18 protein-coding genes are annotated in these 16,022 nt (G+C 65.4%); 6 read left to right on the top strand and 12 right to left on the bottom strand.

Annotated elements, in window-relative coordinates:
• Window positions 1-127 precede the first annotated feature (127 nt).
• The 10 genes from NDK18_RS10705 to NDK18_RS10750 all read right to left on the bottom strand — a co-directional run bounded on the left by NDK18_RS10705 (window position 128) and on the right by NDK18_RS10750 (window position 8,850).
• The gene (locus tag NDK18_RS10705) at window positions 128-2,425 is read right to left on the bottom strand and encodes a DNA internalization-related competence protein ComEC/Rec2 (RefSeq protein ID WP_250627781.1); all 2,298 of its coding nucleotides are present in this window, start codon (window positions 2,423-2,425) and stop codon (window positions 128-130) included.
• 101 nt (window positions 2,426-2,526) lie between these two features.
• Window positions 2,527-3,231 (bottom strand): lipoprotein-releasing ABC transporter ATP-binding protein LolD, encoded by a 705-nt coding sequence (gene lolD / locus NDK18_RS10710; protein WP_250623502.1) that lies wholly within the window; start codon window positions 3,229-3,231, stop codon window positions 2,527-2,529.
• Window positions 3,224-4,468 (bottom strand): lipoprotein-releasing ABC transporter permease subunit, encoded by a 1,245-nt coding sequence (locus NDK18_RS10715; RefSeq protein ID WP_250623503.1) that lies wholly within the window; start codon window positions 4,466-4,468, stop codon window positions 3,224-3,226. The genes lolD and NDK18_RS10715 overlap by 8 nt, the downstream gene beginning before the upstream one ends.
• 97 nt (window positions 4,469-4,565) lie before the next feature.
• Complete coding sequence (locus NDK18_RS10720; RefSeq protein ID WP_250627782.1) at window positions 4,566-4,973, bottom strand: hypothetical protein; 408 nt, start codon at window positions 4,971-4,973, stop codon at window positions 4,566-4,568.
• A complete protein-coding gene (locus NDK18_RS10725) occupies window positions 4,945-5,193 on the bottom strand; it encodes an FAD assembly factor SdhE (protein ID WP_250623505.1) in 249 nt (82 codons plus the stop codon). The genes NDK18_RS10720 and NDK18_RS10725 overlap by 29 nt, the downstream gene beginning before the upstream one ends.
• 17 nt (window positions 5,194-5,210) lie before the next feature.
• Window positions 5,211-5,996 carry a succinate dehydrogenase iron-sulfur subunit gene (locus tag NDK18_RS10730; RefSeq protein ID WP_250623506.1) on the bottom strand — a complete coding sequence of 262 codons (786 nt, stop codon included), beginning with the start codon at window positions 5,994-5,996 and terminating at the stop codon, window positions 5,211-5,213.
• A gap of 25 nt (window positions 5,997-6,021) precedes the next feature.
• Window positions 6,022-7,809 carry a succinate dehydrogenase flavoprotein subunit gene (sdhA, locus tag NDK18_RS10735; protein WP_250627783.1) on the bottom strand — a complete coding sequence of 596 codons (1,788 nt, stop codon included), beginning with the start codon at window positions 7,807-7,809 and terminating at the stop codon, window positions 6,022-6,024.
• A 3-nt stretch (window positions 7,810-7,812) separates the two neighbouring features.
• Entirely contained in the window at window positions 7,813-8,199 is a 387-nt protein-coding gene (gene sdhD, locus NDK18_RS10740; protein ID WP_250623508.1) for a succinate dehydrogenase, hydrophobic membrane anchor protein, read from the bottom strand.
• Complete coding sequence (gene sdhC, locus NDK18_RS10745; RefSeq protein ID WP_250623509.1) at window positions 8,196-8,588, bottom strand: succinate dehydrogenase, cytochrome b556 subunit; 393 nt, start codon at window positions 8,586-8,588, stop codon at window positions 8,196-8,198. The genes sdhD and sdhC overlap by 4 nt, the downstream gene beginning before the upstream one ends.
• Window positions 8,589-8,682: 94 nt before the next feature.
• Window positions 8,683-8,850, bottom strand: a complete 168-nt coding sequence (locus NDK18_RS10750) for a DUF1674 domain-containing protein (RefSeq protein WP_250623510.1) — start codon at window positions 8,848-8,850, stop codon at window positions 8,683-8,685.
• A gap of 109 nt (window positions 8,851-8,959) precedes the next feature.
• Here NDK18_RS10750 and ygfZ point away from each other — a divergent pair, with 109 nt between their 5' ends.
• Complete coding sequence (gene ygfZ, locus NDK18_RS10755) at window positions 8,960-9,772, top strand: CAF17-like 4Fe-4S cluster assembly/insertion protein YgfZ (protein ID WP_250623511.1); 813 nt, start codon at window positions 8,960-8,962, stop codon at window positions 9,770-9,772.
• Between the two features lie 477 nt (window positions 9,773-10,249).
• Entirely contained in the window at window positions 10,250-10,681 is a 432-nt protein-coding gene (locus NDK18_RS10760) for a cell wall hydrolase (RefSeq protein WP_250623512.1), read from the top strand.
• An 80-nt stretch (window positions 10,682-10,761) separates the two neighbouring features.
• Here NDK18_RS10760 and NDK18_RS10765 read toward each other — a convergent pair whose 3' ends face one another.
• Window positions 10,762-11,229: an outer membrane lipoprotein gene (locus NDK18_RS10765; RefSeq protein WP_250623514.1), complete on the bottom strand. Its 468-nt coding sequence runs from the start codon at window positions 11,227-11,229 to the stop codon at window positions 10,762-10,764.
• A gap of 50 nt (window positions 11,230-11,279) precedes the next feature.
• Entirely contained in the window at window positions 11,280-11,849 is a 570-nt protein-coding gene (locus NDK18_RS10770) for a glycine zipper 2TM domain-containing protein (protein WP_250623515.1), read from the bottom strand.
• 122 nt (window positions 11,850-11,971) lie between these two features.
• Between NDK18_RS10770 and NDK18_RS10775 the strand changes: the two genes are divergently transcribed.
• The 4 genes from NDK18_RS10775 to NDK18_RS10790 all read left to right on the top strand — a co-directional run bounded on the left by NDK18_RS10775 (window position 11,972) and on the right by NDK18_RS10790 (window position 16,021).
• Window positions 11,972-12,754, top strand: a complete 783-nt coding sequence (locus NDK18_RS10775) for a TatD family hydrolase (RefSeq protein WP_250627784.1) — start codon at window positions 11,972-11,974, stop codon at window positions 12,752-12,754.
• 74 nt (window positions 12,755-12,828) lie between these two features.
• A complete protein-coding gene (locus NDK18_RS10780; protein WP_250623519.1) occupies window positions 12,829-13,353 on the top strand; it encodes a MarR family winged helix-turn-helix transcriptional regulator in 525 nt (174 codons plus the stop codon).
• Window positions 13,350-14,822, top strand: a complete 1,473-nt coding sequence (locus tag NDK18_RS10785) for an efflux transporter outer membrane subunit (protein ID WP_250627785.1) — start codon at window positions 13,350-13,352, stop codon at window positions 14,820-14,822. The genes NDK18_RS10780 and NDK18_RS10785 overlap by 4 nt, the downstream gene beginning before the upstream one ends.
• Window positions 14,819-16,021, top strand: coding sequence for an HlyD/EmrA/EmrK family protein (locus NDK18_RS10790; RefSeq protein ID WP_250623521.1), 1,203 nt, complete (start codon window positions 14,819-14,821; stop codon window positions 16,019-16,021). Before NDK18_RS10785 ends, NDK18_RS10790 begins: the two co-directional genes overlap by 4 nt.
• Window position 16,022 lies beyond the last annotated feature (1 nt).

Raw genomic sequence — 16,022 nt, forward strand, 5'->3', positions numbered from 1 at the left:
ACATGCTCGCCATGCAGCGCCCGACAGCTTGCATACGATAGCCTATCTCGTCGCACGCATCCGCCGCCGCTGCCGGTCATTTTATTGCCACGATCCAAATTTCGGTAATACGCGTGATGGGCCTGGCTTATTCCTGCCACCAGCGGCGAATATCGCGGCGCCAGCGCGTTTGGACGACGGGAGGCTGCCCGGCCAGCAAATGGATGCCGATGGCGCCGTCGCTGGCAGTGTTTGAAATGTCCACGGCATGCCGTTGCAGGCGGCCGATGACATCGCGGTGGGGATGGCCAAACCGGTTGCGCCATCCTGCCGAGACGATGGCATGCGTGGGTTCAAGTGCCCGCAGGAAGGCCTCGGACGTGGCGCTGGCGCTGCCGTGATGGCCGGCCACCAGCACTGTCGGCGGCCCGGCCCCCACCTTGTTTGCCAGGGCCCCCTCCACCGCCTTGCCCGCATCGCCCGGCAGAAAGAGGCGCCCGGCATCGGTGGTCACCAGCACGACGCAGGAGCGGTCGTTGGCAGGCCCTGAGCCTGAGGCGGGCCAGACATCGAACCGCACGCCGTCCCATGTCCAGCTTGATTCCACACATGGATTCGCACCGGGTGCCGTACGGCGGGGCTCACCGCTTATTCGCCGCACCGCTGGGTAGGCCATGACCACCGAGGCCTCGCCTCCTGCATGGTCGATATCGCCATGGCTGAGCACCAGCATGTCCAGCGTGTGCACGCCTGACGTGCGAAGTGCCGGTACCACCACCGCGGCTCCCAGGTCGTATCCCGATCGCGAGCGCGGGCCTGCATCCACCAGCATGGCATGCGAGTGCGTCTGCACCAGCACCGAAAGCCCCTGCCCCACATCCCACACCGATGCATGCACCGCACCGGTGCTGGGCCGGTCGGCCGGCGGCCACGCCACCGCGGCCAGCGGCAGCAAGCCGAGCCATCGCCGTGGCCACCCGCGTGGCGCACAAAACCACAATGCGCCGGCGATGCCCGATACCACAAGGGCCGGGCCGCCGCCGGCGAGCGACCATTGCCCATGCGGTATCCGTGCGAAAGCCTGCAGCAGCCACCACGTGGCATCCATACCGGCGGCGGCCAATTGCAGGACGGGTGTGGCGACCGTCCCCACACCATGGAGCAACAACGCACCGGCAAGGATCAACGGCACCACCACGATGCTGACGAAAGGCGCCACCAACACATTGGCAAGCATGCCCACGAGCGACCATTGTCCGAAGAAGGCAACGCTGAGCGGCATCAACGCCAGGGTCATCAGCAGCTGCATGCGTAGCAATTGCACGAACCAGGCGCACACGCTGCGCTGTGCCGGACCGAGCATGCCCACCAAAAGTGCAACGCCCGCGAAGGAAAGCCAGAAACCGGCGGCGAGCGGCGCCATGGGATCGACCATCAAAACGGCAACCAGGGCCATGGCCAGGACATGCGACGGCGCCACATGACGTCGGCGTGCATGGGCTAAGGCAACGATACAGACCATGATCGTGCTGCGCACGGCCGGTAGGCCGGCGCCTGCCAGCATGCAGTACGGCAACACCAGGACCACGGCACCCACGGCCTGTGCCACCTGGCGCGGCACGCGGAGCCCCAGCGAGGGCCACGCTCGCCACGCCAGGCCTGCCAGCCAGGCGGCGAGAAGGGCCGCCATGCCGGTGTGCAGGCCGGAGATCGCCACCAGGTGGGCCGTTCCGGTCACCCGTGCCAGATGCCAGTCAGCCTCGTCCAGGCTTCGCGTGTCCCCAACAGCCAGGGCCAGCACCAGGCGGGCCGCACGCCGGCCGCCGAGCCGCTCGGCCACCGTGTCACCGATCGTCTCGCGGACGCCGTCGATGCACTGCATCGTGCCGAGGTTACGATTCAGTGGACCGTCGCGCACGTAACCGACGGCATCGATGCCGCGCACCACCGCCATGCGTTCGGCATCTTGGCCACCGGGATTGGCCAACCCCCGCGGTCGCTTCAGCCTTAGCAAGAGCTGCCAACGCGAGCAGGCCGGCGGTGCCCGCACCGCGCCGAACCACGCCACGCGCACACGGCCTTCGAAGCTGTTTGCGTCAAGGTTGCGCTCGATCTCAAAGACGAAACCCACGCTGTCGTGGTTGCGCACCGCAAGGCTCGCCACACGGCCTTCGACCAGGAAGTCCCTTCCCTCAAGCTCCACTGGCAGGCGAGCGGACATCGCACGTATCCCCGCCACCGCGGTCACGGCATACCCGAGCATTGCGAGGGCCACCACGGCGACGATCCATTTGCGGGGTACTGCCTGGACCCAGGTTAGCCAGATGCACAGCAGGGCACCGACAACGCCGATGACCATCGCCACAGGCATGGACGGCAACCGCGGCGACGCCTGCACCACCAGGTTGCCTGAAAACATGGCCAGGGCCGCGACGGGCCAGGACATTGACGGGCGCATCGCGGCGTCCACACAGGAAACCCCGAGGTTGCGCGCCATGCGCCCGCCGCGTCTGCCGGGAGGCTGCTCAACCGGATGTCGGCATCGCCTTAGGCGGCGACGTGCGGGTGCAGCTCGCCGTTGGAGAGTTCCAGCGTCCGATCCATGCGCGCAGCCAGACGCGGATCGTGGGTGACCAAAATGAAGCTGGTGCCGATCTCGCGGTTCAATTCGATCATCAGCTCGTACACCTGGGCTGCGTTGTGCTCGTCGAGATTGCCGGTGGGTTCGTCGCCCAGCACGCAGGTCGGCCGCGTCACCAGCGCGCGCGCCACCGCGCAACGCTGCCGCTCGCCACCGGACATCTCCGAAGGACGATGCCCCATGCGCGCGGACAACCCCACGCGCTCGAGCAATACCTGCGATTGCTTCGTGGCCTCGGTGATCGACACGCCGCGAATCAGGAGCGGCATGCACACGTTCTCGAGCGCGGTGAATTCCGGCAGCAGATGATGGAACTGGTAGATGAAACCCAGCGAGCGGTTTCGCACGCGGCCGCGCTCGGCGTCGGACAGCTTCGACAGCACCCGGCCGTCCACTTCCACTTCGCCGCGGGTGAGCGTGTCCAGGCCCCCGATGATGTGCAGCAAGGTGCTCTTGCCCGAACCTGAGGCACCGACGATGGCCAGCGTTTCGCCCTTGTGCAGGCTGAAACTCACATTGGAAAGCACGCCCGTGCGCAAGTCGCCTTCTTCGTAGACCTTGGCCACGCCCGAAGCGCGCAGCACGACCGGGGCGGAAACGGCGTCATTCATAGCGAAGGGCCTGCGCCGGCTGCGTGCGCGAGGCGCGCCAGGCCGGATAGAGCGTCGCCAGCAAGGCGAACAGGAAGGTGATCAGCGATACCCAGAAGACGTCGCGGGGTAGCAGCTGGCTGGGCAGTTCGCTGATGTAATAGACGTCCGGCGACAGGAAGGTGACCCCGCTGACGCTTTCGATCCACTTCACGATCTGCGGCAAATAAGCCGACAGCAGCGAGCCTATGCCCACGCCGAAGACGATCCCCACCACGCCCACCAGCAAGCCCTGCACCATGAAGGTGCCCATGATCGACAGCGGCGTGGCGCCCAGGGTGCGCAGGATGGCGATATCGGCCTGCTTGTCCGTCACCAGCATCATCAGCATCGAGACCAGGTTGATCACCGCCACCAGGATGATCAGCGACAGGATGATGAACATCACCTTCTTCTCCATCGAAATGGCCGAGAAGAAATTCTGGTGGCTGTCGTACCAGGTGGTAACGCTATAGACCTGTCCCAGCTGGTCGACCAGTTCCCGAGCCACAGGACGGGCGTTGAACATGTCGTCCAGGCGCAGGCGGATGCCGGTGGGGCCGTCAAGGTCCGACAGTCGTTCGGCGTCGTGGATATTGATCAGGGCAAGGTTCGAATCGAACTCCTGCATGCCCAGCTCGAAGATGCCGCTGACATGGAACTGGCGGATCGTCGGCAATGATCCGGCCACCGGCGACGACCTGAAATTGGGCACCACCACGGTGACGCGGTCGCCCACGTTCACCCCAAGGTTCTGCGCCAGCTCCTTACCCAGCACGATGTTCCAGCTGCGGTCGGTGAGGTCGGTGAGCTTGCCCGCGACCATTTTCTGGTCGATGTTGGACACCTTGGGCTCAAGCGACGGTTCCACGCCGCGCACCTGCGCGCCACTGGAGCGAGGACCCTGCATGAACGACTGGATGTCCACATAGGGCGCGGCGCCCTGCACGTGCGGGTTGCCGTCGGCGATGTGCACGGCGCGCTGCCAGTCCTGCACCGTCTCGCCCACGCCCGACACGGTGGCATGGGAAATGGCGCCCAGGATGCGCGTGCGCAGCTCACGGTCGAAGCCGTTCATCACCGACAGCACCGTGATCAGCGCAATCACGCTGATCGAAATACAGGTGATGGCCACGGTGGAAATGAACGAGATGAACTGGTTACGGCGCTTGGCCCGGGTGTATCGCAGGCCGATGAATAATTCGAGGGGTCTGAACATGCGGCTCAATCGCGGGCGATGGGTGGTGTCGCATCCGGCATCCGGTTGCGCCACCGCACCCGGCAGAGTGCCCGAACGCGTCGGTGGCGGCAAGCTGTCAGCGCGTCCGCTGGCCGGCCAGGCGGATCCGCAGGTGGCGCCAGGTGTCGGCCGGAAGGTCGGACGCGGTGAGCAACAGGGTGTGCGTACCGTCTGGGAAGGCCAGCCGCAGCACGACCACACTGGCGAGCCGGGCACTACCCACCAATTGCGCGTCCTGTCGGCCCTTTCCAGGTGGGAGCACCGACCACTGGCCGTCGCCATCCCAGGTTATCTGCAAGGGTCCGCGGAGCGGCCGCCAGGTGAGCCACCCGGCCACGGCGAGGACGGCCAGGGTGATCCGGACGGCGCCCGGCAGGCCGCTGGCCGCCACGCAACCCACGGCGATGAGCGTCATCACGCCCACCGCCAGGCGCACCCGCGGCGAGGGTGAGTATTCAAAGTCGATGTCGGGCGCGGATCTCATCGATGATGCGGGCGAAGTCCTCGCGCCCTGGCCTTCCATGTCCCATCACCCAGTCCCAGAGGTCGGGGTCCTGTACGTCGAGCAGTTCGTCGAATGCCTTGCGGGTGGCTTCGTCGGCGCCGGCGAAGGATTCGTCCAGCCAACTGCCGAACAGCGCATCGAGTTCGCGGGTGCCGCGGCGGGTACGCCAGCGCAGGCGACGGATGATGGTCTCGTCCATCGCCTGCGTGTCCTTACTTAGGCCGAACGGCGCTGCACGATCAGCTTCTTGATCTCCGCGATCGCCTTGGCCGGGTTAAGGCCCTTCGGGCAGGTGCGCGCGCAGTTCATGATGGTGTGGCAGCGATACAGCTTGAACGGATCTTCCAGGTCGTCCAGGCGTGCACCGGTGTCCTCGTCGCGGCTGTCGACGATCCAGCGATAGGCCTGGAGCAGGATGGCAGGACCCAGGTAACGGTCGCCGTTCCACCAGTAGCTCGGGCACGAGGTGCTGCAGCAGGCGCACAGGATGCACTCGTACAGGCCGTCGATCTTCTTGCGGTCTTCCGGCGACTGCAGGCGTTCCTTATCGGCCGGCGCCGGGCTCTGCGTACGCAGCCACGGCTTGATCGAGGCGAACTGGGCGTAGAAGTGGGTAAGGTCGGGGACGAGGTCCTTCACCACCGGCATGTGCGGCAGTGGGTAGATCGCCACCGTACCGCCGCTGCATTCGTCCACCGCGCGCGTGCAGGCCAGCGTGTTGGTGCCGTCGATGTTCATCGCGCACGAACCGCAGATGCCCTCGCGGCAGGAACGACGCAGGGTGAGCGTGGGATCGATCTCGTTCTTGATCTTAAGCAATACGTCCAGGACCATCGGGCCGCAGGCGGCCATGTCCACTTCGTAGGTATCGGTACGCGGGTTCTGCCCGTCGTCCGGATTCCAGCGATAGACCTTGAAGGTACGGGGCTTCTTCGCCCCCGGGGACGCGTGGTGCTTACCGCCCTGGACCTTGGAATTCTTCGGTAGCGTGAACTCGGCCACGATTGCCTCTCCAGATAACGGTTGTTTAGTAGACGCGCTTCTTCGGCGGCACCACCTCGACCTCATCGGTCAGGGTGTACATGTGCACCGGACGGAAGTCGAAGCGGCTGTTGCCGGCTTCGTCGATCCACACCAGCGTGTGCTTCTGCCACTCAGTGTCGTTGCGGTCGGGGAAGTCCTCGCGGGCATGGGCGCCACGGCTTTCCGGACGCTGCCGGGCCGAGTGCATGGTGGCCACGGCCTGGTCCAGCAGGTTGCCCAGCTCCAGCGTTTCGATCAGGTCGGAGTTCCATACCAGGGAACGGTCGCTCACGGCGACGTCCTTGAACATGTCGTGGACTTCGGAGATCTTCTTGGAGCCTTCGTCGAGCGTCTGGCCGGTGCGGAATACCGCGGCGTCGCTCTGCATGGTCTTCTGCATGGCGGCGCGGATCTCGGCCGTGGGCTTGCTGCCCTTGGCATAGCGGATGCCGTCGAAGCGGGCCAGGGCCTTGTCCAGCACATTGGCCGGGAGATCCTTGTGGGCCGTCTCGGGCTTGATCAGCTCCGCGCAGCGGTGCGACACCGCGCGTCCGAATACCACCAGGTCCAGCAGCGAGTTGGAGCCCAGGCGATTGGCGCCGTGCACCGACACGCAAGCCGCCTCGCCGATGGCGAACAGGCCCGGCACCACGGCGTCGGGATTGTCGCCCTGCCTGGTCACCACTTCGCCGTGGTAGTTGGTGGGGATGCCACCCATGTTGTAGTGCACCGTCGGCAGCACCGGGATCGGCTCCTTGGTGACGTCGACGCCGGCGAAGATGCGCGCGGATTCGGCGATGCCCGGCAGGCGCTCGTGGATCACTTCCGGACCCAGGTGCATCAGGTTCAGGTGGATGTGATCCTTGTGCTCGCCCACGCCGCGGCCTTCGCGGATCTCGATGGTCATGGCGCGGCTGACGACGTCGCGCGAGGCAAGATCCTTGGCGCTGGGCGCATAGCGCTCCATGAAGCGCTCGCCCTCGGAGTTGGTGAGGTAACCGCCCTCGCCACGCACGCCCTCGGTGATCAGGCAGCCTGCACCGTAGATGCCGGTGGGATGGAACTGCACGAACTCCATGTCCTGCAGCGGCAGGCCGGCACGCAGCACCATGCCGCCGCCGTCACCGGTGCAGGTATGGGCGGAGGTGGCGCTGAAATACGCGCGGCCATAACCGCCGGTGGCCATCACCACCGCGTGGCCGCGGAAGAAATGCAGGCTGCCGTCATTCATGTCCAGCGCCAGCACGCCGCGGCAGGTGCCGTCGGCGTCGAAGATCAGGTCGATGGCGAAGTATTCGATGAAGAACGTGGCGTCGTGCGCCAGCGCCTGCTGGTAGAGCGTATGCAGGATGGCGTGGCCGGTGCGGTCGGCCGCGGCGCAGGTGCGCTGCGCGGTGCCCTGCCCGTAATGGGTGGTCATGCCGCCGAACGGGCGCTGGTAGATCTTGCCTTCCTCGGTACGCGAGAACGGCACACCGTAATGTTCCAGTTCGATGATCGCGGGGATGGCCTCGCGGCACATGTATTCGATCGCGTCCTGGTCGCCCAGCCAGTCCGATCCCTTGATGGTGTCGTAGAAGTGGAAGCGCCAGTCGTCTTCGCCCATGTTGCCCAGTGCCGCGGAGATGCCGCCTTGCGCCGCCACGGTGTGAGAACGGGTGGGAAATACCTTGGTGATGCACGCGGCCTTCAGGCCTTTTTCGGCCAGGCCGAAGGTGGCGCGCAGGCCCGCGCCGCCGGCGCCGACCACGATCACATCATATTTGTGTTGCTGGACCTTATAGGCTTCCATCGATCAGCTTCCCAACGCGATACGCAGGACGGCGAGCACGCCGGCCAGGACGCCCGCGACCGCGAGCAGTTTGATGACGATCATCGAGGTCACTTCCAGCCAGCGGGTGTGCACATAGTCTTCGATCACCACTTGCAGGCCGAGTACCGCATGCCAGAAGGCGGCGATGATGAAGGCGATCATCAGCAGTGCGTTCCAGGGGCGCGCGATGGACGCGCGCACGGCCTGGTAGTCGTGGCCCAGCAGGCCCAGCACCAGCACCACGAACCACAGCACCAGTACGACGAGCGCGATGGCGGTCAGGCGCTGGCTCCACCAGTGGCCCACGCCATCCTTCGCCGAGCCAAGGCCCCGGGCCCGCTGCAGCGGGTTGCGCAGATCGCGGCTCATGCGGCGCCTCCCATGAACACGTAGGCCCAGGTGGCAAGCGTAAGAACCAGCGATCCAATGATCGAGAACCAGCTTGCCTTGATGAAGGTGCTGATGGCGTAACCGGCGCCAGCGTCCTGGTAAAGGTGGCGGATGCCATTGATGAAGTGGAACCACAGCGCCCAGGTCCAGGCGAACAGCAGCGCCAGGCCCAGCGGCGAGGCAGCGATGGCATGGAAGCTGGCCCAGGCGTCAGGACCCATGGACAGGGCGACGAGGCCCCACAGGATGACCAGGCTGCCCACGGCAAGGGCGATACCGGTGGCGCGGTGCAGGATGGAAGTGACCATCTGCGACTGCCACTTGTAGATCTGCAGGTGCGGGGAAAGAGGTCGAGTGGTCTGTGCCATGGCGGCTATCCTTCAGGAATCGCTTGACGCCCCTCCCCGACCACCCTCGTCGACCCATGCGCAACGGCCTGCCCCTTGGGGCCGGCTTTTGCCCTCAGAAGTCGATGCAGCGTCCATTCTTTTCCCAATCGCCGTAGCGGGTGGGATCAAGCGGTGGACGCTCTTCCTGCTTCATGGCCGGTGCCGCGGGTGCGGCGCCGTGGCCGGTTTCCACGACCGTGGATTCCGGGGCCTGGGCAGGAGGGGCAGACGTGTCAGGCATGGTTTTCAAAGCCTGCGAATGTTAAACCCTGTGCAACCGCAGCACAACTGAAGGGGGGCTGGATTGCGCCCGGGGACGCCCTAACATCTTCCCGATGCAGAACCCATCGATGCCAGCCTCCCTCCTTATCCTCGACGGTCCTGACGCCGCCGCCTTTGCCCAGGCCCAGTTTTCCTCCGATGTCTCAGGCTTGGCCCCGGGACAGTGGCAGTGGAGCGCCTGGCTGGATGCGAAGGGACGCTGCCGCGCCTTCCTGCAGTTGGCACGGCCGGCCACTGACCGTTTCACTGCCCTGCTGCGCGGTGGCGACGCGGCGGCCATGGCGGAAGATCTCAGGCGCTTCGTCTTCCGTTCCAAAGTACGTATTGCCGCCACCGACGACATGACAGTAGTCGATGGGCCTGCGTTGCACGACGGCTTGATCACCGTCGATGAAGATGACGGCATCACCTACGGCGGCGGCATCCGAAGCTGGCGCATCGTCAACGCGACAAGCAAGCACGCAATCGAGCATGCGACGCGTGACTGGATCCAACATGACATCGACGCGGGATTCGCTTGGCTGCCCGATGCAGCGATCGGTGAACTGTTGCCGCAGTCGCTATCCTTCGAACGCCTTGGCGCGGTGAGTTTCAACAAGGGATGTTTCCCGGGACAGGAAATTGTCGCGCGCATGCATTACCGCGGCGCAGGCAAGCAGCGCCTGCATACAGCGAGTTTCGACGTCATCGCTTCACCAGGTGCGACATTGCGCCGCAACAACGCTGCTGCCGGCATGGTGTTGAACACTCATGTCGTCAATGGCGCAAGCAAGGCACTGGTGATCCTGAACGACGCGGGCCTTGGCGACGAACGCACTGGGATATTCGATGTCCAAGGTGTTGATGCGAACCTTGCATCGCTGCACACATGGCCACATTGAATAGATCGAAAGGCATGTGCCGTTAACGCGTACACGTAAATTTCATCTACGGTGCAGCACAAACCAGTTCACGTGTGTTGTGAGCCCTTGCTGAACAAGAAGGCCCTTGCACTTGCCAATGTGATGCATCCCCCACTAGGCTCCGCCGATCGAATTTGGGTAACGGCGCAACACCTCCGTTACATGACGCGACGAATCGACTGGCAGTCGAATCGGCGCGACCCGGCACAAACGCCGGTGACAATACGCTGTGGTGCGCCGCCAATGCTTCAAGTGCAGGCCGCCCAATCAACAACAGCGAAATGCATTCCCACCGGGCTCGGACACCCGGCGTGATAGTCACATGTCGTGACGCCCGCAAGCCAATGTATCGGCGAGCGGTCAATCCAGGTGGCCACGGCCTGCCAGCCGTCCACCGCTACACGTTCAAGGCTGCGTCATCCGCCTTCGACGGAAAGCAAGTTGGAGGCAGAACGAATGAAATTATCGATGTTGCTTTGGGTGGCGTCCGTCCTCCCGCAACACCTCGCCGACCAGACGTGCCTGGCGACGACGGTTTATCTTGAGTCACGTAGCGAATCGACCATCGGGCAGTATGCCGTGGCCGAAGTAGCAATGCGGCGTCGTGACCGCAGCAACGATGGCACGTCGGTGTGCGATGTTGTCAGCGCACCGCGCCAGTTCGCCATCAGCACCACGCCAAAGACGTTTGAAGTAACCGATCTCACCGCCTGGCAGAAGGCATGGAAGATCGCCGGCGATTCCATCGACAACTGGAACCTGCCAAAGAGCCAACGACTGGTCTATGTTCCCCGCGCAGACCACTTCGCCACGACCTCGGTGAACACCGCCTGGTCACGCAACAGAGTGACGACGATCGGCGACCACGCCTTCTACGCCGTCAACTAGCAATACCCCCAAAACCCACGCAAAAGAAAAGCCCTCCTTTCGGAGGGCTTTTTGTTTGGACGTCTGGACGTCCGTTACATCTAGCGGCGGAAGACGTGGCCGTCGCGCACTTCCACGTAGTCGCCCCGGCGCACCTGGGGATCTTCTTGCTGGGTGACGGTGGCGGTGCGGCCGTCGTCGAGCCTTACCACGGTCTGGAAGGCCACGTCGTCGCCCGACTGGTTCTTGCCCACCGCATTGCCGACGAAGCCACCGGCCACGGCGCCGCCCACGGTGGCCGCCGTGCGCCCGTCGCCATGGCCCACGGTGCTGCCCAGCACACCACCGATCACGGCACCGAGGATGGCGCCGCCCGGGGAGGACTGCTTGCGCACGTACACCTGCTGGATGTCATCCACCACACCGCATTGGCCACAGCCACGCGGGGCTTGCTGGTACACCACTTCGCGGCTCTCGTAACGTCGATGCGGCTGCTCGACGCAGGCTGACAGGCTAACGCAGGCCACGGCGGCGGCAAGCACGATCCGGGTGACGACTAGGGTCTTCATGGATTGAAATTCTCGCTCGGGGTTGAAGGAATGATTCAGGGAAAAACCCGTTACTGGGCCGACTGGCGCGGATCGCGCGCATCGGACACCGACACCACGCCTTCCTGGACCTCGACCCGGTCGCCTGGGTCATGGTCCATGCGCACGGTGCGGGTGACGCCGTTGTACTGGTACTTCACGTCATAAGCGACGACCTTGTCGCTGGCCTGCCCCACCGTCTGGCAGCGGCGCTGCGTCGACTGCGTGACATTGTTGGCCTGGCGATTTTCCTGGATACGCTTGCCTGCATAGCCGCCGCCGACGGCGCCTGCCACGGTGGCCAGCGTACGGCCATTGCCGTGGCCGACCTGGTTGCCAAGCAAGCCGCCGGCCACGGCACCGATGGCGGTACCGGCCAGCTGGTTGGGATCTTTCACCGGTGCGTGCCGGGTCACCACGACATCGTGGCACTCCTGCTGCGGCTGGGTCTGTTCGCGGACCGGGTCCACGCTCACCACCCGGGCGAACTTCGAACCGGCTTCGCCCACGGCGGCGTCGGCATCGCGGTTGCAGCCGGCGACGCCCAGGGCCATGGTCGCGCCAAAGGCGAGATACAAGGTCGACGTCATAAGGGACTTCATGGATCACTCTCCTGTTATCAGCCAGACCGGACACGACCCCTCGCCGTGCCGGTGGGCACGCTGCCATTGAACGTTCGGCATACTGAATGCGCGCTTAGAGCGGAATTCACGAGGACTGCACATTGATAGCCATCGTTGACACCCATGCCCATCTTGACGACGCAAGCTTCGCCGCGGACCTTGCGCCGGTGATGCAGCGCGCCGTCGACGCCGGAGTCGCGCGCGTGGTGGTGCCGGCCATCGACCGTGGCAACTGGGAGGCCGTGGCCCGCCTGGCCGCCGGCGATGAGCGCATAGCCGCGGGCTACGGCCTGCATCCGCTGATGCTCGATCAGCATCGCGACGAGCATCTGGATGAGCTTCCAGGCTGGCTCGACGCGCATCCCCATGTGGCCATTGGCGAGATCGGCCTGGATTTCTACGTGGAGGGGCTTGAGCCTTCCCGCCAGCGGGAAATCTTCACCCGCCAGCTCGACCTCGCCGGCGAACGCAAGCTGCCGGTGATCGTGCACGCGCGCCGCGCGCTCGAGGAAGTGACCCTCACCCTGCGCCGGCACAAAGGCCTGCGCGGTGTAGTGCACAGCTTCGCCGGCAGTGCCGAGCAGGCGCGGCAATTGTTCGATCTGGGCTTCATGCTGGGTATTGGCGGGCCCGTGACCTACGAACGGGCCCGGCGGCTACGCGAGGTGGTGCGCACGATGCCGCTGGAGTTCCTGCTGCTGGAAACCGACTCACCCGACCAGCCATTGCACGGCCACCAGGGAAAGCGTAACGAACCGGCGCTGACGGCAAGCGTGCTCGAAGCGGTCGCCGCGCTGCGCGAGGAATCCGCCCAGGACATCGCCCATGCCACCACGGCCAATGCCGCGCGGCTGTTCGGCTGGGCGCCCGACCCCAAACCGTAAGTCCAACCATCGGCCCTTGCGCGGCTACCTGAAGCACTGCTAGCCTAAATACTTCACCGATGAATTATTTTTCGATGAACAAGGTTACCGAGATCATCGCAGGGCTGGACGAGGGCATGGCGCGTGTCGAGCAGATCGTGCCCGGCATGCCCATCGACGATGTCCGCCTTTACAAGCTGCTTACCCTCACCGCCGGGGCCATGCAGGACGAACTGGCCCGCAACCTCAAGCCGCACGGCATGGCCGAAAGCGACTTCCACGCACTGATGATGCTGTTCTCAAGCCCCAACGGTTCGGCCACGCCCAGTGACCTGGCCTGCGTTGCCACGCAGAGCAGCACCAACATGACGCGCATCGCCAACTCGCTGGTGAAGAAGGGCTTTATTACGCGGGCACACGCGGTGGACGACCGTCGCCGCATCGTCATGCGCATCACACCGGCCGGAAAGCGCTTCGTCAACAAGCTGCTGCCACCGATGTTCCCGCGCCTTGCCGCCACCTTCGCCACCTTCTCGGCAAGGGAAAAGACCACCTTGCAACGCATGCTGCGCACGTTGGCGCAGAGCATCGACGATGTCACCGCCAGGGGCGACGAATGACCCAAGCCTTCACTTCCCTCCGCCGCGGCGCCCTTGCACTGGGCCTGGGCCTCGCGCTGGCCGCATGCGCGCCGGCACGCGTGGAGCGTCCGGCAAACCTTCGCGCCGACGTGCCGCTGCAAGGCATCGACGTGCCCGCCACCGGCCAATGGCCAGCACAGGACTGGTGGCGCAACTACAACGACCCGCAGCTGGATCAGTTGATCGATATGGCGCTGAAGGGCTCGCCCGATCTTGCCCAGGCCCGGTCGCGCGTGGACACCGCGCAGCAATCGGTACGCATCGCCGCCGCTCAGGCGGGCTTGCGCATCGACGGCAGCGCGCAGGTAGCCCGGCAGCGCCTGAGCGAGAACGGCATGATTCCCCCGAAATTCCTGGGGTTCACCTGGTACAACCAGGCCGACCTCGGCGTGCAGCTGCAATACGACTTCGATTGGTGGGGCAAGAAGCGCAACAGCGTCGATGCCGCGCTCGACCAGGCCCGCTCGGCGCAGGCCCAGCACGCCGCCGCAGCGCTCGCCCTGCAAAGCTCGGTGGCTGATACCTATTTCGGTTTCCTTGCCGATCGGCAGCGCGCCTTGCTCGCCGGTGAGCTGGTGGCCAATGCCGAGCGCATGGAGCGCATCGCGACCCTGCGCGTGAAACAAGGCGTGGATCTGTCCGATACGGTGCAGCAGGCACGCTCGCAAGTAGCCTCGGCGCGCCAGGCGAAAGTGGCCTACGAAGGTTCCGCGGCAATCCGCCGGGCGGCACTGGCGACGCTTGTGGGCGTGGCTCCCGCAGACCTGCCAACCCTTGCCGACCGTCCCCTTCCCACCGTGGACGGCGCGTTGCCTGCCAACGCCAGCGTCGACCTGATCGCCCGCCGCCCTGACATCGCTGCCAGTCGCTGGCAGGTGGAGGCCGCGCTGAAACAGACGGACGTCGCCCGCGCACAGTTCTTTCCCGATTTCAGCCTTACCGCGATGGCAGGCCTGTCGTCGATCGACATGGACAAGGTATTCAACGGCAGCAGCCGCGTGTTTGGCCTCACCCCGGCGCTGCACCTGCCGATCTTCGAAGGCGGCGCGCTGGAAGCCAACTACGGTTATAGCAAGAGCGAGCTCAGCGCCGCGGTAGCGCAATACAACGCCACCGTGATCGCCGCTGCGCGCGACGTTGCCACCCAGGCGCTCAGCGCGCGCCAGGTGGCTGACAGTCGCGTACAGCAGGCCGAACAAATGGATGCGGCCAGCCGCATGGTGGCCACCAGCGACGCCCGTGCACGCCAGGGCGTACGCGATGCACGCGAGGCACTGGGCGCCCGCGCACAACTGATCCAGCAGCGCGACGGCGATATTGAACTGCAGGGCCAGGCCCTGTCCGCCGACGTCGCCCTTGCCAAGGCCCTGGGTGGCGGCTACCGCGCCGACACCGGCGCCGACGACACCCGAACCGATTCGACTTCGCACGGAGCAGCACAGCCATGAGCTCGCAAGATTCCGAAAAAACATCCGGCGCTCCGTCCGCCGAAGATAATGGCAACGGCGCGAAGGATCCGCGCAAGCGCCGGCGCATGCTCGTCGTCGCCGTGGTGGTGTTCCTGCTGGCAGGCGCCACCTGGGTGTTGCTGTGGCTGCTGGTGTTTTCCCGCCGCGAGGAAACCGACGACGCCTATGTCGGCGGCAACCAGGTGGGTATCTCGGCGCAGGTGCCGGGCATCGTGGTCGGTGTGTTCGCCGACGATACCCAACGGGTGAAGGCTGGCCAGGTGCTGGTGCGCCTTGACCCTACCGACGCTGATGTGAACCTGCGCAAGGCGGCCAGCGGCCTGGCCCAGGCCGTGCGCCAGGTGCGGCAGCAAACGCAGTCGGTCGCAAGCGCCGACGCCGCCGTGACCGCCCGGCAACTGGACGTCAAGCGTGCCCAGCAGGACCTCACCCGGCGCCAGCCCCTGCTCGCCGAGCAGGCCGTGGCCCCCGAAGAACTCCAGCACGCACGCGACGTGCTCGATAGCGCGCGCGCCGCGCTGGAATCATCCCAGCGCCAGGCCGATGCCGCGCGTGCGCTTATCGATGGTCGTGAAATCGCCGACAACCCCGCCGTGGAGCAGGCCCGCGCGGCGTACCGCCAGGCCTGGATCGCTGCCCAACGCAACGCGATCCTGGCCCCGGTGGATGGTTATGTCGCCCAGCGCAGCGTGCAGGTAGGCAATAGCGTCACGCCCGGCCAGCCGCTGATGACGGTGGTGCCGCTGCATGATCTGTGGGTGGATGCCAACTTCAAGGAAAGCCAGCTGCGCCACGTGCGCATCGGCCAGCCGGTGAAGATCCAGGCCGATCTCTACGGCGGCAGCATGACCTACCACGGGCGCATCACGGGCCTGGGCGTTGGCACCGGCAGCGCGTTCTCGCTGCTGCCGGCGCAGAACGCCACCGGCAACTGGATCAAGGTGGTACAGCGCCTGCCCGTGCGTATCGCACTGGACAACGCAGACCTCGACAAATACCCGCTGCGCATCGGACTTTCCACCAACGCCACCGTGGACATCACCGATGCATCCGGCGCCGCGCTGCCGGCACAGCCTGTCACCACGCCCACGGCGCAGACCTCTGTCTACGATGACATCGCCGCCAAGGCCGATGCGCAGGCGCAGGCCATCATCGACGACAACCTGGCCGTACGCTGAC

The sequence above is a fragment of the Pinirhizobacter soli genome, assembly GCF_015905305.1.
Taxonomy (GTDB): Bacteria; Pseudomonadota; Gammaproteobacteria; order Xanthomonadales; family Rhodanobacteraceae; genus Pinirhizobacter; species Pinirhizobacter soli.